The sequence below is a fragment of the Blattabacterium cuenoti genome (assembly GCF_014251755.1).
GTDB lineage: Bacteria > Bacteroidota > Bacteroidia > Flavobacteriales > Blattabacteriaceae > Blattabacterium > Blattabacterium cuenoti_AN.
The window spans coordinates 457,564-479,403 of the sequence record NZ_CP059200.1 but is presented as its reverse complement, the minus strand read 5'-3'; the positions used below and the strand labels follow the sequence as shown (position 1 = coordinate 479,403).

14 protein-coding genes and 7 tRNA genes are annotated in these 21,840 nt (G+C 27.5%); 17 read left to right on the top strand and 4 right to left on the bottom strand.

What is annotated here, in order from left to right; all coding sequences use genetic code 11:
• Position 1: 1 nt before the first annotated feature.
• From H0H57_RS02370 to mutS, 3 genes are all read right to left on the bottom strand, one after another.
• A tRNA-Leu gene (locus H0H57_RS02370) sits at positions 2-86 on the bottom strand.
• 16 nt (positions 87-102) lie between these two features.
• Positions 103-175 (bottom strand) — tRNA-Gly (locus tag H0H57_RS02365).
• Positions 176-225: 50 nt separating this feature from the next.
• Positions 226-2,793 (bottom strand): DNA mismatch repair protein MutS, encoded by a 2,568-nt coding sequence (gene mutS, locus H0H57_RS02360; RefSeq protein ID WP_185863695.1) that lies wholly within the window; start codon positions 2,791-2,793, stop codon positions 226-228.
• Between the two features lie 52 nt (positions 2,794-2,845).
• Here mutS and ileS point away from each other — a divergent pair, with 52 nt between their 5' ends.
• The 17 genes from ileS to rpoC all read left to right on the top strand — a co-directional run bounded on the left by ileS (position 2,846) and on the right by rpoC (position 20,137).
• On the top strand, positions 2,846-6,304 hold the full coding sequence (ileS, locus tag H0H57_RS02355; RefSeq protein ID WP_185863694.1) for an isoleucine--tRNA ligase: 3,459 nt from the start codon (positions 2,846-2,848) through the stop codon (positions 6,302-6,304).
• A complete protein-coding gene (locus H0H57_RS02350) occupies positions 6,301-6,696 on the top strand; it encodes a TraR/DksA family transcriptional regulator (RefSeq protein ID WP_185863693.1) in 396 nt (131 codons plus the stop codon). Before ileS ends, H0H57_RS02350 begins: the two co-directional genes overlap by 4 nt.
• Before the next feature lie 6 nt (positions 6,697-6,702).
• Entirely contained in the window at positions 6,703-7,359 is a 657-nt protein-coding gene (locus tag H0H57_RS02345; RefSeq protein ID WP_185863692.1) for a lipoprotein signal peptidase, read from the top strand.
• 87 nt (positions 7,360-7,446) lie between these two features.
• Positions 7,447-7,520: transfer RNA gene (locus H0H57_RS02340), tRNA-Thr, on the top strand.
• 8 nt (positions 7,521-7,528) lie between these two features.
• Positions 7,529-7,612 (top strand) — tRNA-Tyr (locus tag H0H57_RS02335).
• Between the two features lie 24 nt (positions 7,613-7,636).
• Positions 7,637-7,709 (top strand) — tRNA-Gly (locus H0H57_RS02330).
• Between the two features lie 34 nt (positions 7,710-7,743).
• A tRNA-Thr gene (locus H0H57_RS02325) sits at positions 7,744-7,815 on the top strand.
• Positions 7,816-7,850: 35 nt separating this feature from the next.
• The gene (gene tuf, locus H0H57_RS02320) at positions 7,851-9,038 is read left to right on the top strand and encodes an elongation factor Tu (protein WP_185863691.1); all 1,188 of its coding nucleotides are present in this window, start codon (positions 7,851-7,853) and stop codon (positions 9,036-9,038) included.
• A gap of 14 nt (positions 9,039-9,052) precedes the next feature.
• A tRNA-Trp gene (locus tag H0H57_RS02315) sits at positions 9,053-9,125 on the top strand.
• Between the two features lie 18 nt (positions 9,126-9,143).
• Positions 9,144-9,329 carry a preprotein translocase subunit SecE gene (gene secE, locus H0H57_RS02310; protein WP_185863690.1) on the top strand — a complete coding sequence of 62 codons (186 nt, stop codon included), beginning with the start codon at positions 9,144-9,146 and terminating at the stop codon, positions 9,327-9,329.
• Between the two features lie 12 nt (positions 9,330-9,341).
• The gene (gene nusG, locus H0H57_RS02305) at positions 9,342-9,896 is read left to right on the top strand and encodes a transcription termination/antitermination protein NusG (RefSeq protein ID WP_185863689.1); all 555 of its coding nucleotides are present in this window, start codon (positions 9,342-9,344) and stop codon (positions 9,894-9,896) included.
• Positions 9,897-9,899: 3 nt separating this feature from the next.
• Positions 9,900-10,337: a 50S ribosomal protein L11 gene (rplK, locus tag H0H57_RS02300; protein WP_185863688.1), complete on the top strand. Its 438-nt coding sequence runs from the start codon at positions 9,900-9,902 to the stop codon at positions 10,335-10,337.
• A gap of 27 nt (positions 10,338-10,364) precedes the next feature.
• Positions 10,365-11,063, top strand: a complete 699-nt coding sequence (gene rplA, locus H0H57_RS02295; protein ID WP_185863687.1) for a 50S ribosomal protein L1 — start codon at positions 10,365-10,367, stop codon at positions 11,061-11,063.
• A complete protein-coding gene (gene rplJ / locus H0H57_RS02290; RefSeq protein WP_185863686.1) occupies positions 11,060-11,602 on the top strand; it encodes a 50S ribosomal protein L10 in 543 nt (180 codons plus the stop codon). The genes rplA and rplJ overlap by 4 nt, the downstream gene beginning before the upstream one ends.
• Before the next feature lie 45 nt (positions 11,603-11,647).
• Positions 11,648-12,028, top strand: coding sequence for a 50S ribosomal protein L7/L12 (gene rplL, locus H0H57_RS02285; protein ID WP_185863685.1), 381 nt, complete (start codon positions 11,648-11,650; stop codon positions 12,026-12,028).
• 28 nt (positions 12,029-12,056) lie between these two features.
• Positions 12,057-15,866, top strand: a complete 3,810-nt coding sequence (gene rpoB / locus H0H57_RS02280) for a DNA-directed RNA polymerase subunit beta (protein ID WP_185863684.1) — start codon at positions 12,057-12,059, stop codon at positions 15,864-15,866.
• A gap of 41 nt (positions 15,867-15,907) precedes the next feature.
• Positions 15,908-20,137, top strand: a complete 4,230-nt coding sequence (gene rpoC, locus H0H57_RS02275; RefSeq protein WP_185863683.1) for a DNA-directed RNA polymerase subunit beta' — start codon at positions 15,908-15,910, stop codon at positions 20,135-20,137.
• Between the two features lie 12 nt (positions 20,138-20,149).
• On the opposite strand, the gene glnS is transcribed toward rpoC, so the two are convergent.
• Entirely contained in the window at positions 20,150-21,817 is a 1,668-nt protein-coding gene (gene glnS, locus H0H57_RS02270) for a glutamine--tRNA ligase (protein WP_185864095.1), read from the bottom strand.
• Positions 21,818-21,840 lie beyond the last annotated feature (23 nt).

The window sequence follows — 21,840 nt, the reverse complement described above, 5'->3', positions numbered from 1 at the left end:
ATACCCGGAACGGGATTTGAACCCGTACGATCACAATGATCACAGGATTTTAAGTCCTGTGTGTCTACCAATTCCACCACCCGGGCTTTTTTTTTAATGAAAAGCGAGAAACGGGGTTTGAACCCGCGGCCTCAACCTTGGCAAGGTCGTGCTCTACCAACTGAGCTATTCTCGCGTTGATTTTGAATGACCAATTTAAATACACTTTTATATATATAGCAAATTTTAATAATCTAATAAATTTTTAATCTCGTGAATTTTGAGAAATACATCTTTCAAAGAATCAACATTGTTAATTGTTTTTAAAGAATAAATTATTTTTTTTAATAAATAAAAAACTTTTTTTTTATTAATTTTTGTTTGATTTTTTTTTGATTTTAATGTGTTTAATATTTTTTTTGCTTTTTCAATGATTTCTATGGGCATTCCTGATATTTTAGCTACATAAATTCCAAAACTATGTTTACTTCCTCCAGATATTAGTTTCCGCATAAAAATAATATTATCATTTGTTTTTTTTACAGATACATGATAGTTTTTTATTCTTTGAAAAAAGAAACTCATTTCATTTAATTCATGATAATGTGTGGCAAATAAGGTTAGAGGACGTAAGTTTTTTTCATGTAAAAATTCTATGATGGATTTTGCTATTGAAATTCCATCATAAGTACTTGTTCCTCTTCCTATTTCGTCTAAAATGAGAAAACTTCTTTTGGAAAGATTATTTAGTATATTTGCTGTTTCGTTCATTTCTACCATAAAAGTAGATTCTCCTAAAGAAATGTTATCGGATGCTCCAACTCTACTAAATATTTTGTCTATTAATCCTATTTCTGCATATTTAGCAGGAACGAAACTTCCAATATGAGACATCAATATAATAATAGCCGTTTGACGCAAAATGGCAGATTTTCCTGACATATTGGGACCTGTTATGATTAATATTTGTTGATTTAATTTATTTAAAATAATATCATTAGGGATGTATGAAGTTTTATCAATGAATTGTCTTTCAATAACTGGATGTCTTCCTTTTATTATTGATATTTTTAAGGAATCATTTACTTTCGGTTTTACATAATTATTTTCTAATGCTAAATTAGAAAAAGAGCATAAAACATCTAGTTTTGCAATTATTTTTGAATTTTTTTGTAAGGGTTTTATTTTTTCTAATATTTGATTGATAAGATTACTAAATATCTCTTTTTCCAGAAAAAATATTTTTTGTTCTGCATTAAAAATTTTTAATTCATAATTTTTTAACTCTTCAGTAATATATCGAATAGAATTTTTCAATGTTTGTTTTTGTATCCAATGAGATGGGACCTTATTTTTTTTAGAAATTTTAACTTCAAAAAAATATCCAAAAATATTATTATGCCCAATTTTTAAATTATTAATTCCTGTTTTTACCTGTTCTATGGAACAGAGTTTTTCTAAATATTCTTTTTGAGAAAAATACATTACACGAATTTCATCTAATGTTTTAGAAAAACCTTTAATTATAACATTTCCTTTTCCTTTTTCAATTTGATGTGGAGGATCTTTTTGTATTGTACTAGCGATTTTTTTACATATAAAATTACAATCTTGAAAAGAGTTTCCAATATTTATAAAAATTTTAGATTCTTGAGATAAAAATTTTTTTTGTATATTTTCTATGGAAATTAATGACCTATATAACGTATACATTTCACGTGGAGTTATCTTTCCAATGGCTATTTTAGATATTATTCTTTCTATATCATAAACATTTTTTAGTTTTGTTTTTATAAAAGTACGTATTACATTATGATCGCATAATTCTTGTACTATTTGATGACGTGTTTTTATATAAAATAAATTTTTCAAAGGAAAAAGAATCCAATTTTTTAATAACCTTCCCCCCATGGGCGTCATGGTATAATCTAGTATCTTTATTAAAGAAACTCCTTCTTTATTCAAAGGATGAAATATTTCTAAATTACGAAAAGTAAAATCGTCTATCCACATAGATTCTTCCTTTTTGATTCTTTGTATATTAGAAATATGTTTTATATTAAAATGTAATGTATTGTGTAAATAAGATAAAATAACCCCACAAGAAATAATTCCTAATTTTAAATCATTAATCCCAAATCCTTTTAAAGAATTAATTTTAAAGTGAGATGTTAATTTTTCATATGCAAATGAATAATCAAACATCCAATCTTCCATCAAAAAAGTATAATATTTTCCTTTTAACAATTGATCAAAAAATTTTTTTTCCTTTTTTTGAAAAAGAATTTCGCTAGGATGAAAATATTTTATATATTGTAAAGCATTATCTTTTGTTTCTTCTGTAACAAAAAATTCACCAGTAGAAATATCTAAAAAACTCAATCCAAAATTTTGATTTTTTCCTATATGAATAGAAGCTAAAAAATTATTTGATTTTGGTTTGATGATATTTTCATCTATGGATATTCCTGGAGTTACAAGTTCTGTGACTCCTCTTTTGACTATACTTTTTCCTTTTTTTGGTTCTTCTAATTGATTACAAATTGCGACACGAAATCCTGAACGTATCAATTTTGGTAAATATGTATTCAAAGAATGGTAAGGAAAACCTGCTAAATGTATATGAGATCGTTTGGTTAAGACTATATTTAATGTTTGAGAACATTTAATGGCATCTTCTCCAAAAGTTTCGTAAAAATCTCCAACTTGAAATAATAAAATTGTATCTGGATATTTAATTTTTATATCATTATATTGCTTAATTAGTGGAGTTTCTTCTTTTTTTTTGCAATCAAAGGTTTTATTTTTATTCATATCAAAATATAATTATTAAAATAGAAGATTATTAATTTATTATAGCCTTATTATGTCAAGAATATTTAGAGAATATAAAAAATTGAATCTTAATCAGATAACTATGGAAATATCTCAATATTGGAAAACACATAAGATTTTTCAAAATAGATCTTCTTTTTCTAAGGAGAAAAAAGAAATTTCATATATTTTATACGAAGGTCCTCCATCTTTAAATGGAAATCCTGGTATTCATCATATTTTAACTAGAACTATAAAGGATATTTTTTGTAGATATCATGCTCTTAAAGGAAAAAAAGTATTTATAAAGGCTGGTTGGGATGCTCATGGACTTCCAGTAGAATTAAATGTTGAAAAAGAAATGGGAATTACTAAAAATGATATAGGAAAAAAAATTAGTATAGAAAAATATAATCATTTTTGTAAAAATTTTGTCAATAAATCATTGAAAAAATGGAAATTATTTACAGAAAAAATAGGATATTTCATAGATTTAGATAATTCATTTATTACCTATAATGCAAAGTATATAGAAAGTGTTTGGTGGTTAATCAAAAAATTATATGATCAGAATTTAATTTATAAAGGTTTTACAATTCAACCTTATTCTCCTGCTGCAGGAACAGGATTAAGTTATCATGAATTGAATATGCCGGGTACTTATAAAGAAGTAAAACAATTATCTCCATTTTTAAAATTTAAAGCCATTAAAAGTACTTTACCTGAAAAATTTAAAAATATTTTAGGTGATGTATATTTTATATCATGGACAACTGCTCCTTGGACTATTCCTTCAAATACTGCATTAGCTTTTGGTAAAAATATAGATTATATTTTAGTTAAAACTTATAATCCGCATACTTTTTTAAAGGAAAATATTGTTTTTTCTGAAAAATCAATTCATAAAGTATTATTATCCCATCAGTTTTATCCTGTTTCAAGTTCTATTGAGTTTGATATTTATGATAAAAAAAATCATAAAATTCCTTATGTAATAATAGAAAAATTTAAAGGAAAAGAATTAATATTCAGTAAATATGAACAATTATTACCTTGGTTTAAACCTTATTATAACGAAAAAAATGCATTTCAAATTATAGAAGGAGAATTTGTTAATGTGAATGAAGGAACAGGAATTGTTCATATTTCTCCTACATTTGGAATGGATGATTTTATAATAGCTAAGAAATATAATATTCCTCCAATGTTAGTTTTAAATAAAGAAAATAGACCTGTTCCTTTAGTTGATTTTCAAGGAAAATTTTTAGAGAATTTTCCTCACGGATTTTCTGGAAAATATGTGAAAGATGAATTTAATACTAATCAAGAAAAATTTTTTTCAGTAGATCAAGAGATCATTCTTTTTTTAGAAAAAGAACAAAAAATATTTAGAACGGAAAAGCATATTCATTTTTATCCACATTGTTGGAGAACAGAAAAACCAATACTTTATTATCTATTAAATTCATGGTTTATAAAAACTACAGAGATGAAGGAAACAATGATTCGTTTGAATCAAAAAATTCAATGGTATCCTGATTTTACAGGTAAGAAACGTTTTGATTCTTGGTTAAAAAATACAAAAGATTGGAATTTTTCACGTTCTAGATATTGGGGGAGTCCTCTTCCTATTTGGAGAACGAAAACAGGAGATGAGGAAATTGTGGTAGGATCAATGAAAGAATTGTTTTTGGAAATTCAAAAATCTATAAGATATGGTTTTATGTCCAAAAATGTATTTAAAGATTTTATATTAGATGATATGAGTGATAATAATTATAATAAAATAGATTTGCATAAACATATTTTGGATAAAATCATATTGGTTTCTTCGAAAGGATATCCTATGAAAAGAGAATCTGATTTAATTGATGTATGGTTTGATTCTGGAGCAATGCCATATGCTCAATTTCATTATCCATTTGAAAATAAAGAATATATAGATCAAAATTTATTATTTCCCGCTGATTTTATTTCGGAAGGAATAGATCAAACAAGAGGATGGTTTTTTACTTTGCATACTATTAGTAGTTTGTTATTTAATTCAATAGCATATAAAAACGTTGTATCAACAGGATTGGTTTTGGATCAAAATGGTCGTAAAATGTCGAAAAGTAAAGGAAATACTATTAATCCTTTTGATTTAATCAATAATTATGGACCTGATGCTATTCGTTGGTATATTATATTCAATTCTGAACCTTGGGACAATTTAAAATTTAATATCAATGAGGTTTATACTGTGATGAAAAAATTTTTTGGAACATTATATAATATTTATTCTTTTTTTGTTTTATATGCGAATATTGATGGATTTTCTTATAAAGAAAAAGAAAATTTTGATTATTATACAGGATTAGACTTTTGGATTCTTTCTGAATTAAATTCTCTTGTTCAAAAAACAGATGATTATTATTCTAATTATAATCCAACTAAAGCGGCGCGTTTGATTTCTTCTTTTGTTATAGATAAATTAAGCAATTGGTATATCAGATTATGTAGAAGAAGATTTTGGAAAGAAAAATATACAAAAAACAAAATATCTGCATATCAAATTCTTTATAAATGTTTAATTGTTGTAGCCAAGTTAATTTCTCCTATTACTCCATTTTTTTCTGAAAAATTATATGTGGATTTAAATTCTGTTACTGAAAAAGAAGAAACCAAAAGTATTCATTTGACAAGTTTTCCTAGTTATGATTCTAATTTCATTAATAAAACATTAGAAAATAGGATGCTTTGGATTCAGAAAATCATTACAATGGTTTTTTCTATAAGAAAGAAAAATAGAATTAAAATTCGTCAACCTTTGCAAAAATTACTTATTCTTGTTTCTAATAAAAATATGCGTTTTCAATTGGAACAATCATCTGAAATTCTATTTCAAGAAGCTAATGTTAAGGAAATAGAATTTCCTTCCTCTTATAAAAACCTTGAATTTATTAAACATATCAAACCTAATTATAAATCTTTAGGACCTAAATTTGGAAATAAAATTCAGAGCATTTCTGATTCTATAAAAAAATTTAGTCAAGAAAAAATTAAAGAAATAGAAAAAAACAAAACATGTGTTTTTTTTATGGAAGAAGAAAAAGTTCTTCTTTCTTTAGAAGATGTTAAAATTAGTACTGAATATATTAAAGGATGGTCTGTTTTGTTTGATACAAAATTCACGATTGCATTAGATTTACGAATCACAGATCTTCTTTGGGAAGAAGGGTTTATCAGAGAATTAATTAGACATATACAAAAATTCAGAAAAAATCGTAAATATGATGTAACCGAAAGAATACTTGTATATGTAAGTTTCAAAGGAAATTACGATTTCAAAAATAAAGTACAAATTATTTTACAGAAAAAAAAAGATCTTATTTGTAAAGAAACTCTTTCTTTAGATGTTTTATTACAAGAAAATATAACGGGAGATGAAGAAAAGGTAGAAAAAATCTATTTTGAAGAAAAATTCATATTATATATGCAGATTCAAAAAGTAGAAAATATAAAAACATGAAAGGAGAAGTAAAAAAGAGATATTCTATGGAAGAGAGAAAAGAGTTTCGTAGACTTATACTTGAAAAATTGAAAAAAACAAAAAAAGATTTATCTATTTTTAAGGATTATTTTTATAATGATCAAAATAATGGAACAGATGACACTTATCCTACTTTTAAAGCTTTTGAGGAAGGATCAGAAACTTTGAGTAAAGAACAAAATGCTCAAATTGTAGAACAATTACAGAAATTTATAAAAAGTTTAAATTCTGCTTTAATTAGGGTAGAAAATAAAGATTATGGAATTTGTCGTATAACTAAAAAATTAATTCCGAAAGAACGTCTTATGGCAGTACCTCACACGACTTTGAGTATTGAAGGAAAAAAATTGATAGAAAAAATCAAAAAATAAATTTTTTTGAAAAAATTTTTTCTGATCATTTTTTTTCTTGTATCAATAGATCAAATTTTAAAAATTTATATTAAAACCCATTTTGAATTAGGAGGTGGTTTTTCCATATTTCATTTTTTTCGAATTTGTTTTGTAGAAAATCCAGGAATGGCTTATGGTGTTAATTTTGGATTTGGATATCATGGAAAAATCCTGCTAAGTATTTTCCGGTTTATTTTGGTTTGTTTCATTTTTATTTTTTTTTGCATAAATATAAAAAAAGGAGCTTCTAAATATTTGACTATTCCTATCAGTTTAATTTTTTCGGGAGCTATGGGTAATTTTTTGGATAGTGCTCTATATGGATTGTTATTTAATACAGGAACAATTTATAGTATAGAATCCAAAAAATGGATTCCTTATTTTGGAATATCGAAAATAAATTTCGATTTTTTTCAAAAAAATCATTTCATAGGATATGCTTCTTTTATGGAAGGGTGTGTTGTAGATATGTTTTATTTTCCTATAATGAATACTTATTTTCCTCATTGGATTCCATTTTTTGGAGGTTTTCATTTTCAATTTTTTAAACCCGTTTTTAATTTATCTGATGTAGTAATATTCATTGGTGTATTTTCATTATTCGTATTTCATCGTAAAATTAAAAATGTAAAAATTTTATAACATTTATTATTTTTTTGAGAATTATAAAAATCTCTATAGATTTGTATTGAACTGATTTTCATTATTACGAATAAAATAATTGAAATTGCCGGTGTAGCTCAGTTGGTCAGAGCACGTGATTTGTAATCTCGGGGTCGTGGGTTCGAATCCCTCCATCGGCTTTTTTTTAGGGGAGGTACTCAAGTCTGGTTAACGAGGACAGACTGTAAATCTGTTGGCTATGCCTTCGCAGGTTCGAATCCTGCTCTCCCCATATAATAATAGTATCATAATAATAGCGGAAGTAGCTCAGTTGGTAGAGCATCAGCCTTCCAAGTTGAATGTCGCGGGTTCGAATCCCGTCTTCCGCTCTATTAAGAAATGAGAATAGAATAATATGATATGGCCAATGTAGCTCAGTGGTAGAGCACTTCCTTGGTAAGGAAGAGGGAACGGGTTCAATTCCCGCCGTTGGCTTTTTTTTTGAATCAGTATTTTTTAATAATTTTATCATGGCAAAAGAAAAATTTAAAAGAGACAAACCACATGTAAATATAGGAACCACAGGTCATGTAGACCATGGAAAAACGACTCTAACTGCTGCAATTACAAAAGTTTTATCAGAATTTGGATTGGCAGAAGAAAAAAGTTTTGATGCAATAGATAATGCTCCTGAAGAAAAGGAAAGAGGAATTACTATTAATACATCTCATGTAGAATATGAAACAAAAAATAGACATTACGCTCATGTTGATTGTCCTGGACATGCAGATTATGTAAAAAATATGATAACAGGAGCGGCTCAAATGGATGGGGCAATTTTAGTTGTAGCTGCTACAGATGGACCCATGCCTCAAACTAGAGAACATATACTATTATCTCGTCAAGTAGGAGTTCCCAAAATTGTGGTATTTATGAATAAAGTAGATCAAGTAGATGATCCAGAATTATTAGAGTTAGTAGAAATGGAAATTAGAGAGTTACTTTCTAAGTATGAATATGATGGAGAAAATATTCCTATTATACAAGGATCCGCTTTAGGCGCTTTAAATGGAGAAAAAATATGGATAGAAAGAATAAAAGATTTGATGAAAGTATTGGATGATTATATTCCTGAACCAATTCGTGAAATGGAAAAACCATTTTTGATGCCTATAGAAGATGTTTTTACTATAACAGGAAGAGGGACAGTAGCCACAGGTCGTATTGAAAGTGGAATTATTAATACAGGAGATTTAGTAGATATCATTGGAATGGGAGAAAATAAATTATCATCTACCGTAACAGGAGTTGAGATGTTTAGAAAAATATTGGATAAAGGTCAAGCAGGAGATAATGTAGGGTTATTGTTACGTGGAATAGAAAAAAAAGATATTAAAAGAGGAATGGTAGTTGGGAAACCAGGATCTGTACAACCTCATAAAAAATTTAAGGCGGAAGTGTATATTCTTACAAAAGAAGAAGGGGGAAGACACACTCCTTTTCATAATAAATATCGTCCTCAGTTTTATTTAAGAACGACGGATGTTACAGGGGAAATTCATCTTCCGGATGGAACAGAAATGGTTATGCCTGGAGATAATGTTTCTATGGAGGTTGAATTACATCAACCTATAGCATTAAGTGAAAATTTACGTTTTGCTATTCGTGAAGGAGGAAAAACAGTAGGGGCGGGACAAGTAATACATATAATGGATTGAATAAAAATTCAAAAACGGATGTAGCTTAGTTGGGAGAGCATCGGTCTCCAAAACCGAAGGTCGTAAGTTCGATTCTTACCATCCGTGCATTAATTTCGTATATACATGAAAAAAAATCATTTTTTTTTAGAAATTTATCACGAATTTTTTCATTGTATTACATGGCCTAAATGGAATGATTTACAATATCAAACGATGATTGTGTTTTTTTTTTCCATATTTCTATCCATATTTTTATATGGAATAGATGGTTTTTTTATTTGTTTAATTAAAAGATTATTTTCTTTATAAAATTATATATTAATGAGTGATTTGGAAAGAAAATGGTATGTAATAAAAACCATGAGTGGACAAGAGAACAAGGTAAAATCATATATTGAAAATGAAGTTAGAGATAATGGGTTTCAAGAATATATAGGAAAAGTATTAGTTCCTGTTGAAAAAGTTATACAAATGAGAAAAGGAAAAAAAATTCATAGAGACAAAGTTCATTATCCTGGATATGTCATGATAGAAGCAAATTTAGAAGGAGAAGCTGTTCATGCGATAAAACATGTTCCGGGTGTTATCAATTTTTTAAGTGAAGGAAAAGGAGCTTCCGCTATTCCTATTCCTATGAGAAAAGAAGAAGTAAATAAGATGTTAGGAAAAATAGATCAACTCTCTGAAAATTATGAAAGTATTAATATTCCTTTTGTAGTAGGAGAAACAATCAAAGTTATAGATGGACCTTTTACAGGATTTAATGGAACAATTGAAAAAATCAATGAAGAAAAAAGAAAATTAGAATTAGCCGTTTTAATTTTTGGAAGAAAAACTCCGTTAGAATTGAACTTTACACAGATAGAAAAGATTTAAATCATGGTTGAAATCAGAAAAAAATCAGTAAAAAAAATTAAAATACAGAAAATATATGGAGGAAAAGCAAGTCCAGCTCCTCCCATTGGTCCTATTTTGGGAAGTGCTGGAGTTAATATTATGGAATTTTGTAAACAATATAATTTTGTTACTCAAAATAAAATAGGAGAAATATGTCCAGTCGTAATAACTGTATATGAAGATAAATCATTTTCTTTTTTGATCAAGAAAACTCCGGTTTCTATTCAGTTGTTAAATGTAGTAAAAAAAGATAAAGGGTCTAAAGAATCTAATCGTTCTAAAATAGGAAAAATAAGTTTTAATGAAATGAAAACCATTGCAAAGAATAAAATGGAAGATTTAAATTGTTTTTCGATTGAATCTGCTATATCTATGATTTCCGGTACTGCTAGATCTATGGGAATAGAAATTGATAAATAATAAAAATTTCATTTGTTTCACCACAATATGTCAAAAAAATTAACTAAAAATAAAAAGAAAATTTTAGAAAAAATTTCTACTAAAAAAAAGTATTTTTTAGAAGAAGCAATAGTTCTTGTGAAAGAAATTAATTTTGTAAAATTTGATGCATCTATGGATATTTCAGTCCATCTTGGTATAGATGTTCGTATTCCTAATCAAATGGTAAGAGGATCCGTTTTGTTACCACATGGTACGGGTAAAAATATTTGTATTTTAGCTTTAGTTTCTAAAGATAAAGAAACAGAATCTAAAAAAGCAGGTGCTAATTATGTGGGATTAAATTATATTGAAAAAATTCAATCTGGTTGGACAGAGTTTGATATTATAGTAGCTACTCCTTCTGTTATGAATCAATTGGGTGATATAGGTAAAATATTGGGTCCTAAAGGATTAATGCCTAATCCTAAAATGGGAACTGTTTCCGTAAATCCAGAAGAAACTATAAAAGAAATTAAATCTGGAAGAATCACTTTTAAAGCAGATCGTTATGGAATTGTTCATGCTGCGATAGGAAAAGTTTCATTTTCAAATCAATATTTATTAGAAAATATCGGAGAATTTATGAAAATAATTATTCGAAATAAACCTTCTTCATCTAAAGGATCTTATATCAAGAGTATTTATTTATCTAGTACCATGAGTTATGGTGTACCATTAGATTTAAAAAGTTTTGTGAATAAATGAAGAATAAAAAAAGTAAAAAAAAAGAACTATCGGAATTAGTTTCTATATTATCTAATAATATCACAATATATTTGGTTGATATATCCGATTTAAATTCTAATCAAATATCTATTCTTAGAAAAAGCTTTTATGAACATAGTATTAAAATGAAAGTAGTGAAAAATACTTTGTTGAAGAAAGCGATGAATAAAATAAATAATCAAAAATGGATTTCTTTTTTTCCTATTTTAAATGGAAATACAACTGTATTATTTTCAAATTTGAATGTAACAAATATTACTTCAAAAATTATAAAAAGTTTTCATGTTCGATATAAGACTAATAAACCCTATTTAAAAGGGGCTTATGCTCAAGAATCTTTTTATTTTGGTGGTGGAAACAAAGATTTAAATATTTTGCTCCATCTTAAATCTAAAGAAGATCTCATTATTGAAATTTTCAATATACTTCAATTTTCTATAAAGGAGATTATTTTATCTCTTTTAAATTCAACATATAATAAAATAGGTAAAATTTTAGAAACCCTATCTAAAAAATAAAAAATATCAATATCCTATTTTTTAAAAAAAAATATAAATAATAAAATGATAAAAAAGTTAGCCGAACAATTAGTTAATTTAACCGTAAAACAAGTTACGGAATTAGCTACTCTTTTAAAAAAAAAATATGGAATAAAACCATCTACTTCAGTCAAAGTGGAAAATGTGGAAAATACTTCACTTCAAAAAGAAAAAACATCTGAAAAAAAGGAAAAAAGTATTTTTAACATCATTTTGAAATCCTCAGGAAATTCTAAATTATCTGTCGTAAAATTGGTTAAAGAAATTACTGGAAAAGGACTTAAGGAATCTAAAGATATAGTAGATAATATTCCCAGTGTTCTTAAAGAATCTGTAAATAAAAAAGAAGCAGAAGATTTGAAGAATAAGTTTGAAAAAATAGGTGCTGAAGTGGAATTAAAATAAGAATTTTCATTTTTTAAATTGTCCAAAATTGGTGTATACAGAAAAAAAAAGAATCACTTTTGCCTCAGTAGCAAAACAAGTAAAATATCCGGATTTTTTGGATATTCAAATTAAATCATTTAAAGAATTTTTTCAATTAGATGCAAAACCAGAAAATAGAAAAAACGAAGGATTATTCAAAGCTTTTACAGAAAATTTTCCTATTTCTGATGCCAGAAATTCTTTTGTTTTAGAATTTAAAGGTTATTCTATAGATTCTCCTAGATATTCAATAGAAGAGTGTATAGAAAGAGGTCTGACTTATAGTGTTCCTTTAAAAGCTAAATTAAAATTATATTGTACTGATCCAGATCATGAAGATTTTGAAACTGTATATCAATATGTTTATTTAGGAACATATCCTTATATGACTCCATCCGGTTCTTTTATTTTTAATGGATCAGAAAGAGTCATTGTATCTCAATTACATCGTTCTCCTGGTGTTTTTTTTGGTCAGTCTCATCATGCTAATGGAACTAAACTTTATTCCGCTAGAATCATTCCATTTAAAGGATCATGGATTGAGTTTGCTACAGATATTAACAATGTAATGTATGCCTATATTGATAGAAAGAAAAAATTACCTATGACAACTTTATTACGTGCAATAGGATATGAAAGAGATAAAGATATATTGGAAATATTTGATTTAGCTGAAGAAATGGAAATCAAAGGAAACGGAAAAAATATTTTAAATAGAACTTTAGCAGCTAGAGTATTGAAAATTTGGCATGAGGATTTTGTTGATGAAGATACAGGAGAAGTTTTATCTGTAGAAAAAAATGAGATTCTTATAGATAGAAATGTACTCTTGAAAGAAGAACATCTTGATCTTATGATTCATCATGAAATAAAAACGATTTTATTGCATAAAGAAGGAGAAAGAAAAAAAGATTATTCTATTATTTATAATACTTTACATAAGGATCCAACTAATTCTGAAAAAGAAGCAGTCGAATATATTTACAGACAACTCAGAAATACTGAACCTCCAGATGAAGAAACGGCTAGAGGAGTTATAGAGAAACTTTTTTTTTCTGATACTAGATATAGTTTAGGACCTGTAGGAAGATATCGTTTAAATAAACGTCTTGGTTTAAATATAGATTCTAATTATTTAGTTTTAACTAAAAAAGATATTATTGCAATAGTAGAACATTTGAATGCATTATTTAACTCTAAAAGAGAAGTAGATGATATTGATCATTTATCTAATAGACGAGTAAGAACAGTAGGAGAACAACTTTATACCCAATTCAGTATTGGTTTAGCTAGGATGGCTAGAACTATAAGAGAAAGAATGAATGTTCGTGATAATGAAGTTTTTATGCCTGTAGATCTTATTAATGCTAAGACTTTATCATCCGTTATAAATACTTTTTTTGGAACAAATCAATTATCTCAATTTATGGATCAAACAAATCCTTTGTCTGAAATCACTCATAAAAGAAGGCTTTCCGCATTAGGTCCTGGCGGATTGTCTAGAGAAAGAGCAGGATTTGAAGTTAGAGATGTAAATTATTCTCATTATGGAAGATTATGTCCAATAGAAACTCCAGAAGGTCCTAATATAGGATTAATTTCTTCTCTTTCTGTTTTTGCAAAAATAAATCATATGGGATTCGTTGAAACTCCTTATAGAGTTGTTTCTAATCAAAAAGTAAATTTAAAATATGAAGTCAAATATTTAAGCGCAGAAGAAGAAGAAGGAAAAATTATAGCACAAGCCAATGCGATTGATCAATATGGTAATTTTTTATCTGATAGAATTATAGCTCGTGAAGATGGAGATTTTCCTATAGTAAAATCAAATCAAGTAGATTATATAGATGTAGCTCCAAATCAAATAGCTTCTATATCCGCTTCTCTAATTCCTTTTTTAGAACATGATGATGCAAATAGAGCTTTGATGGGTTCTAACATGATGCGTCAAGCGGTTCCATTATTGAAGCCTGACGCTCCTATTGTAGGAACTGGATTAGAGGAACAAGTAGCGATAGATTCTCGTATATTGATTAATGCCAAAAAAAACGGATTTGTAGAATATGTTGATGCAAGAAAAATAGTGATTCGTTCTGATAAAACAGAAAAAGAAATTTTAGTGAGTTTTGATTCTGAAGTTCAGGTTTATAATTTGATAAAATTTAGAAAAACAAATCAAAATACATGTATAACTTTGAAACCTATTGTAAGAAAAGGGATGAGGGTGACTCAAGGACAAATTTTATGCGAAGGGTATGCCACAGAAAATGGAGAATTGGCTTTAGGAAAAAATTTAAAAGCAGCTTTTATTCCATGTAACGGGTATAATTTTGAAGATGCTGTTTTAATTTCCGAAAAAGTTGTAAGTGAAGATTGGTTTACTTCTATACATATAGATGAATATTCTTTAGATGTTCGTGATACAAAATTAGGCATGGAAGAATTTACCAACGATATTCCTAACGTCAGTGAAGAGGCTACTAAAGATTTAGATGAAAATGGAATTATAAGAGTAGGAGCTGAAGTAAAACCTGGTGATATTCTTATCGGAAAAATAACTCCAAAAGGAGAATCTGATCCTACACCAGAAGAAAAATTATTAAGAGCTATTTTTGGAGATAAAGCAGGAAATGTTAAAGACGCTTCTTTAAGAGCTGAACCATCATTATTTGGAGTAGTTATAGATACAAAACTATTTACTAGAAGTATAAAAGATAAAACATCTAGAATTCAGGATAAAATTAAAATATCACGTTTAGAAAAAGAATATGAAAAAAAATTTTCAGTTATCAGAAATTTATTGATTAATAAATTGCAATCTATTTTAAATGAAAAATTATGTCATAATTCTGTTTTGAATGAAAAGAAACAGGAAATAATAAAAAAAGGAAAAAAATTTACTATAAAAATATTGAATAATATACAGAATTATATAGAAATCGATTCTAGTAATTGGACTGATGATGTTCAAATCAATAATTTGATATCAGAAATTTTACATAATTATAAAATATCGGTAAATGATTTAAATGGTATTTTTAAACATAAAAAATTTTCTATTACTGTTGGAGATGAATTACCTTCAGGTATTATTAAAATGGCAAAAGTATATATTGCTAAAAAAAGAAAATTAAAGGTAGGAGATAAAATGGCAGGAAGACATGGAAATAAAGGGGTAGTGGCTAGAATTTTAAGAGAAGAAGATATGCCTTTTTTAGAAGATGGAAGTCCTGTAGATATTGTTTTAAATCCTTTGGGAGTTCCCTCTAGAATGAATATAGGACAAATATATGAAACTGTATTAGGATGGGCAGGACAGAAATTAAACATGAAATTTTCAACTCCTATATTTGACGGAGCGACTATCAAAGAAATTTGTAAATATACAGATAAAGCTAAAATTCCTCGTTTCGGAACTACTTATTTATTTGATGGAGGTACAGGAGAAAGGTTTGATCAACCTGCTACTGTAGGGATAATATATATGTTAAAGTTAGGTCATATGGTAGATGATAAAATGCATGCTCGTTCTATAGGACCTTATTCTTTAATTACTCAACAACCTTTAGGAGGGAAAGCTCAATTTGGAGGACAACGTTTTGGAGAAATGGAAGTGTGGGCTTTGGAAGCTTTTGGTGCTTCCAATATCTTACGTGAAATTTTAACTGTTAAATCAGATGATGTTTCTGGAAGAGCTAAAACTTATGAATCTATAGTAAAAGGAGAACCAATGCCTGAACCTAAAAATCCAGAATCTTTTAATGTTCTTTGTTATGAATTGAAAGGGTTAGGATTAGATATCCGTTTAGAAGAATAAATTTTTTGTTCCAAATTTTTATATTATGATAAAATCCAAAAATGAATAGAAAAAAAAGAAATAGATTCAATAAAATCACTATTCGATTAGCTTCTCCAGAAATTATATTGAAAGAATCTCATGGAGAAGTATTAAAACCAGAAACCATTAATTATCGGACTCATAAACCAGAAAGAGATGGACTTTTTTGTGAACGAATTTTTGGTCCAGTAAAAGATTATGAATGTGCTTGTGGAAAATATAAAAGAATTCGTTATAAAAGTATTGTTTGTGATAGATGTGGAGTTGAAGTCACTGAAAAAAAAGTAAGAAGAGAGCGTATGGGACATATAAGTCTTGTAGTTCCTGTTGTTCATATTTGGTGTTTTAGATCTTCTCCTAATAAAATTGGATATTTGTTAGGTTTTTCTTCTAAAAAACTTGAAATGATTATTTATTATGAACGATATGTTGTGATTCAAGGAGGTTTTGGGGTACGTTTAGATGGATTTTCTTTTCAAAAAGGAGATTTTCTGACTGAAGAAGAATATTTACAAGTTTTAAACAACCTTCCAAAAGGAAATCAACAATTAGAAGATTCTGACCCAAATAAGTTTATTGCTAAAATGGGAGCGGAATGTATAGAGGATCTTTTAAATCGAGTAGATTTGAATATTTTGTCTATGGAATTAAAAAATCAAGTACATAATGAAACTTCTAAACAAAGACGAATTGAAGCATTAAAACGTTTACAAGTTGTTGAATCTTTTAGAGAAGGAAATAAAAATGGAGGAAATCCTTCTTGGATGATCATTCATGTATTAGCTGTTATTCCTCCCGAATTGCGTCCTTTAGTTCCTCTGGATGGAGGACGTTATGCTGCTTCTGATATGACTGATTTATATCGTCGTGTCCTTATCAGAAATAATCGTTTAAAAAGACTTATAGAAATTAAAGCCCCTGAAGTCATTTTACGAAATGAAAAAAGAATGCTTCAAGAAGCAGTGGATTCTCTTTTTGATAATTCAAGAAAAGTTTCTGCTGTAAAATCAGAAGCTAATCGTCCTTTAAAATCTTTATCTGATGCATTAAAAGGAAAACAAGGTCGTTTTAGACAGAATCTTCTTGGAAAAAGAGTAGATTATTCAGCAAGATCTGTTATTGTGGTAGGGCCCCATTTGAAATTACATGAATGTGGTTTACCTAAAGATATGGCGGCAGAACTTTATAAACCTTTTGTTATACGAAAATTAATTGAAAGAGGAATAGTAAAAACAGTAAAATCTTCAAAAAGAATTATTGATAAAAGAAATCCTATGATATGGGATATTTTAGAAAATGTTTTAAAAGGCCATCCCGTATTATTAAATCGGGCTCCTACATTACATAGATTAGGAATTCAAGCTTTTCAACCTAAATTGATAGAAGGAAAAGCGATTCAATTGCATCCTTTAGTTTGTGCTGCCTTTAATGCGGATTTTGATGGAGATCAAATGGCGGTACACTTACCTTTATCTCATGGAGCTATATTGGAAGCTCAACTTTTGATGTTAGCTTCTCAAAATATATTAAACCCAGCTAATGGATCTCCTATTACAGTTCCTTCTCAAGATATGGTATTGGGTTTATATTATATGACTAAACCTTTAATTTCAGATATCGAAAAAAAAGTAAAAGGAGAAGGACTTGTATTTTATTCTCCGGAAGAAGTTGAAATAGCATATAACCAAGGTGTAGTAGATCTACATGCTTTAATTAAAGTTAAAGTTTTTCTTCGTGAAAAAGGAAAATTTTTGAATAAAATCATAGAAACAACTGTAGGTAGAGTGTTGTTTAATCAAGTAGTACCTAAAAAAGTAGGATTTATTAATGAATCTCTTACAAAAAAGTCTTTGAGAGAAATTATAGGGAAAATATTACATATTACAGATGTCCCTACTACTGCTAATTTTCTAGATGATATTAAAGAATTAGGTTTTTATAACGCATTTAAAGGTGGTTTATCTTTTGGATTGGGTGATATTATCATTCCTGATAATAAGAAAAAAATGGTACATAATGCTATTAAACAAGTAGATAATGTAAAAATGAATTATAACATGGGATTGATCACGAATAATGAACGTTATAACCAAGTAATTGATATATGGACAAATACCAATGCTATGCTTACGGAAAAAGTCATGAAATATATGCGTGAAGATAGAAAAGGATTTAATCCTGTATACATGATGCTAGATTCTGGAGCAAGAGGTTCTAAAGAACAAATACGTCAGCTTTCAGGAATGCGTGGTTTAATGGCTAAACCTCAAAAAGCAGGATCTTCTGGAGGAGAAATCATTGAAAATCCAATTTTATCCAATTTTAGAGAAGGACTTTCTATATTAGAATATTTTATATCAACTCATGGAGCTAGAAAAGGATTAGCAGATACGGCATTAAAAACAGCAGATGCTGGATATCTTACAAGACGTTTAGTTGATGCATCTCAAGATGTTATTATAAAAATAGAAGATTGCAAAACTTTACGAGGATTAGAAATTTCTGCATTAAAGAAAAATGAAGAAATTGTAGAAACTTTATTTGACAGAATTTTAGGACGTATTTCTTTAAATGATATTTATCAAAATGATAGATTGATAATTTATTCAGGAGAGATGATTGATGAAAAAATAGCAGAAATTATTGATAAATCTGGAATTGAAATCGTAGAAGTTAGATCTCCTTTGACTTGTGAAGCAAAAATGGGGATTTGTTCTAAATGTTATGGTCGTAATCTATCTACAGGAAAGATTGTTCAAAAAGGAGAAGCAGTCGGAGTTATTGCGGCACAATCCATTGGAGAACCTGGAACTCAGTTAACTTTACGTACTTTTCATGTTGGAGGTACAGCAGGAAATATTACAGAATCTTCACAAATAAAAGCAAAATATAATGGAATTGTAGAGTTTGAAGATTTAAAATTTGTAAAAACAAAACAAGATTTTAATCGGATAGGAATTGTAGTTTCTAGAACTACAGAAATGAAACTTTTCGATTTAGAAAAATCATCCATTTTAATGGTTAATAATATCCCTTATGGTGCTTCTTTATATGTAAAACATGGAGATAAATTAAAATCTGGAGATATGATTTGCAAATGGGATCTTTATAATGCAGTGATTGTTGCAGAATTTTCTGGTATAATATCTTATCAATATCTAGAACAAGGTGTGACTTTTCAAGTAGAAATTGATGAACAAACTGGATTTCAAGAAAAAGTAATAACGGAAGTTAGAAACAAGAATTTCATACCAACATTAAAAATTCTTAATGAAAAAGATGAAGAGTTAAAAATATATAATCTACCGGTAGGTGCTCATTTAATGGTAGAAAATGAAGAACAAATAGACATAGGAAAAATATTAGTAAAAGTTCCAAGAAAAACAGCTAAATCAGGAGACATCACAGGAGGATTACCTCGTTTATCTGAATTGTTCGAAGCACGTAATCCATCTAATCCAGCTGTAGTATCAGAAATGGATGGAATAGTAAGTCATGGAAAAATAAAAAGAGGAAGTAGAGAAATTATAGTGGAATCCAAAACAGGAGAAATTAGAAAATATCTTGTAAAATTATCCAATCAAATTCTTGTTCAGGAAAATGATTATGTCAAAGCAGGAATGCCTTTATCAGATGGAGCTGTTACTCCTAATGATATTTTAAATATAAGAGGAACTAGAGCTGTACAAGAATATTTAATAAAAGAAATACAAGATGTATATCGTTTGCAAGGTGTGAAAATTAATGATAAACATTTTGAAGTTATTGTTTTACAAATGATGAGAAAGGTAGAAGTTATAGAGATAGGAGATACAAAATTTTTGGAAGGAAATATAGAATATAAGGATGATTTTATAGAAGAAAATGATAGAATTTCTCAAATGAGAGTAGTTGAAGATTCCGGAGATTCTGAAATCATTAAAAATGGAGAGATTATTAGTTATAGGGATTTAAGAAATGAAAATGCAGTTTTGAAATATAAAAAGAAAAAATTAATAAAAACCCGAAATGCAATTCCTGCTACAGCAAGACCTATATTACAAGGAATAACAAAAGCAGCATTACAAACTAAATCTTTTATATCTGCCGCTTCATTTCAGGAAACAACAAAGGTTTTAAGTGAAGCAGCTATAAGTAGTAAAATAGATTATTTACATGGATTAAAGGAAAATGTAATCGTAGGACACAAAATTCCTGCAGGAACTGGATTAAGAGAATACGAAAACATATTTCCAGATATTTTGGAATAAATAGACGAAAAATTATTTTTCATTTTTTTTCCATTTGTTTTTTATAGATACCGTTTTATTGAAAATGATTTGATCATTTTTAATTTTACTATCCACATAAAAATATCCAATTCTTTGAAATTGAAAATGTTCTCCTTTTTTTGCTTTTTTTAAGGAAGGTTCTGCATAACCTATAATTTTATATTTTGATTTAGGATTAATATTTTTATAAAAATCTATATCTGGATTTTTCTTTAAAAAAAGAGGGTTATATAAATTTATATTTATAGGAAAAGAGTGTTTTATAGATACCCAGTGTAAAGTGCTTTTTACTCTTCCTTTTTCTTCAATTTTAGTTTTTTTTTCATATTGACTTTTAGGATCATAAGTACAATGTATTTTTTTTATTTTTCCTTTATTATTTTTTATTACAGAATTTGCTTTTATGATATAAGCATTTTTAAGTCTTACTTCTTTTCCAATACAAAGACGAAAAAAATTTTTTTTTTCTTTTTCCAAAAAATCATCTTTTTCTATATATAGAAATTTGGAAAAAGGAATTTTTCTATTTCCAAAATTAGAATTTTCTGGATTATTTTCTACTTCAACCCATTCAGTAGTATCTTCTGCATAATTGTCAATAATTAATTGAATTGGATGTAATACTACCATAACTCTGTAAGCTATTTTGTTTAAATGTTTTCTTCCCCAAAATTCAAGAAAAGATATATCTATGATATTATTTCTTTTAGTAATCCCTATTTGATGAATAAAATTTTTTAAAGCAACAGAAGTATATCCTTTTCTTCTTAATCCAGATATTGTTAAGATACGTGGATCATCCCAAGATTGAATAACTTTTTTTTCAATTAAATATTGAATTTTTCTTTTACTAGTTATAGTATGACTTAAATTTAATCTTGAAAATTCTATTTGTTTAGGTCTGATTTTTTCTTTATTATCAATATAAATTTGATCTAAATACCAGTTATATAATGGACGTCTATTTTCAAATTCCAAGGAACATAAAGAATGAGATATTTGTTCTATATAATCACATAATCCATGTGTCCAATCATAAGTAGGATAAATACACCATTGGTATCTAGTTCTATGATGTTTTTTTCGTAAAATTCTATACATAATTGGATCTCGCATATTCATATTTGAAGAACTCATATTAATTTTAGCTCTTAAAACACAAGATCCTTCTTCAAAAAATCCGTTTTTCATTTTTTCGAAAAGAAACAGGTTTTCTTCTATAGATCTATTTCTATAATTGCTGTCAATCCCTATTTCAAAAGGATTTTTTCTTTGAAATTGGATTATATTTTGAGATTGATCATCTACATAAGCTTTGTTTTCTTTAATTAATTTTATTGCCCATTTATAAAGTTGAGGAAAATAATCTGAAGCATAACTTTCATGGTCCCAATGAAATCCTAAAAAAAGAATATCTTCTTTTATAGAATCTATAAAATTTTTATTTTCTCCTATAGGATTAGTGTCATCAAATCTTAAATTGATTGAAGATTTATATTTTTGACTTAACTCAAAATTCAAACATATAGCTTTTATATGTCCAATATGAAGAAAACCATTAGGCTCAGGAGGAAAACGAAATTTTATTTTTTTTATAGGAAATCCGTTTTTTATATCTTCCTCTATAATTTTTTCAATAAAATGTAGATGTGACTTTATTTTAAAAAAAGAATTATAAACTA

What these genes read in the sequence shown, in the direction of transcription:
- rplJ (WP_185863686.1), top strand. Translation starts at nt 11,060, where the DNA reads ATGAAGAATAAAAAAAGTAAAAAAAAAGAACTATCGGAATTAGTTTCT.
- nusG (WP_185863689.1), top strand. Translation starts at nt 9,342, where the DNA reads ATGAGTGATTTGGAAAGAAAATGGTATGTAATAAAAACCATGAGTGGA.
- tuf (WP_185863691.1), top strand. Translation starts at nt 7,851, where the DNA reads ATGGCAAAAGAAAAATTTAAAAGAGACAAACCACATGTAAATATAGGA.
- rplL (WP_185863685.1), top strand. Translation starts at nt 11,648, where the DNA reads ATGATAAAAAAGTTAGCCGAACAATTAGTTAATTTAACCGTAAAACAA.
- rplK (WP_185863688.1), top strand. Translation starts at nt 9,900, where the DNA reads ATGGTTGAAATCAGAAAAAAATCAGTAAAAAAAATTAAAATACAGAAA.
- rpoC (WP_185863683.1), top strand. Translation starts at nt 15,908, where the DNA reads ATGAATAGAAAAAAAAGAAATAGATTCAATAAAATCACTATTCGATTA.
- mutS (WP_185863695.1), bottom strand. Translation starts at nt 2,793, where the DNA reads ATGAATAAAAATAAAACCTTTGATTGCAAAAAAAAAGAAGAAACTCCA.
- ileS (WP_185863694.1), top strand. Translation starts at nt 2,846, where the DNA reads ATGTCAAGAATATTTAGAGAATATAAAAAATTGAATCTTAATCAGATA.
- secE (WP_185863690.1), top strand. Translation starts at nt 9,144, where the DNA reads ATGAAAAAAAATCATTTTTTTTTAGAAATTTATCACGAATTTTTTCAT.
- H0H57_RS02350 (WP_185863693.1), top strand. Translation starts at nt 6,301, where the DNA reads ATGAAAGGAGAAGTAAAAAAGAGATATTCTATGGAAGAGAGAAAAGAG.
- rplA (WP_185863687.1), top strand. Translation starts at nt 10,365, where the DNA reads ATGTCAAAAAAATTAACTAAAAATAAAAAGAAAATTTTAGAAAAAATT.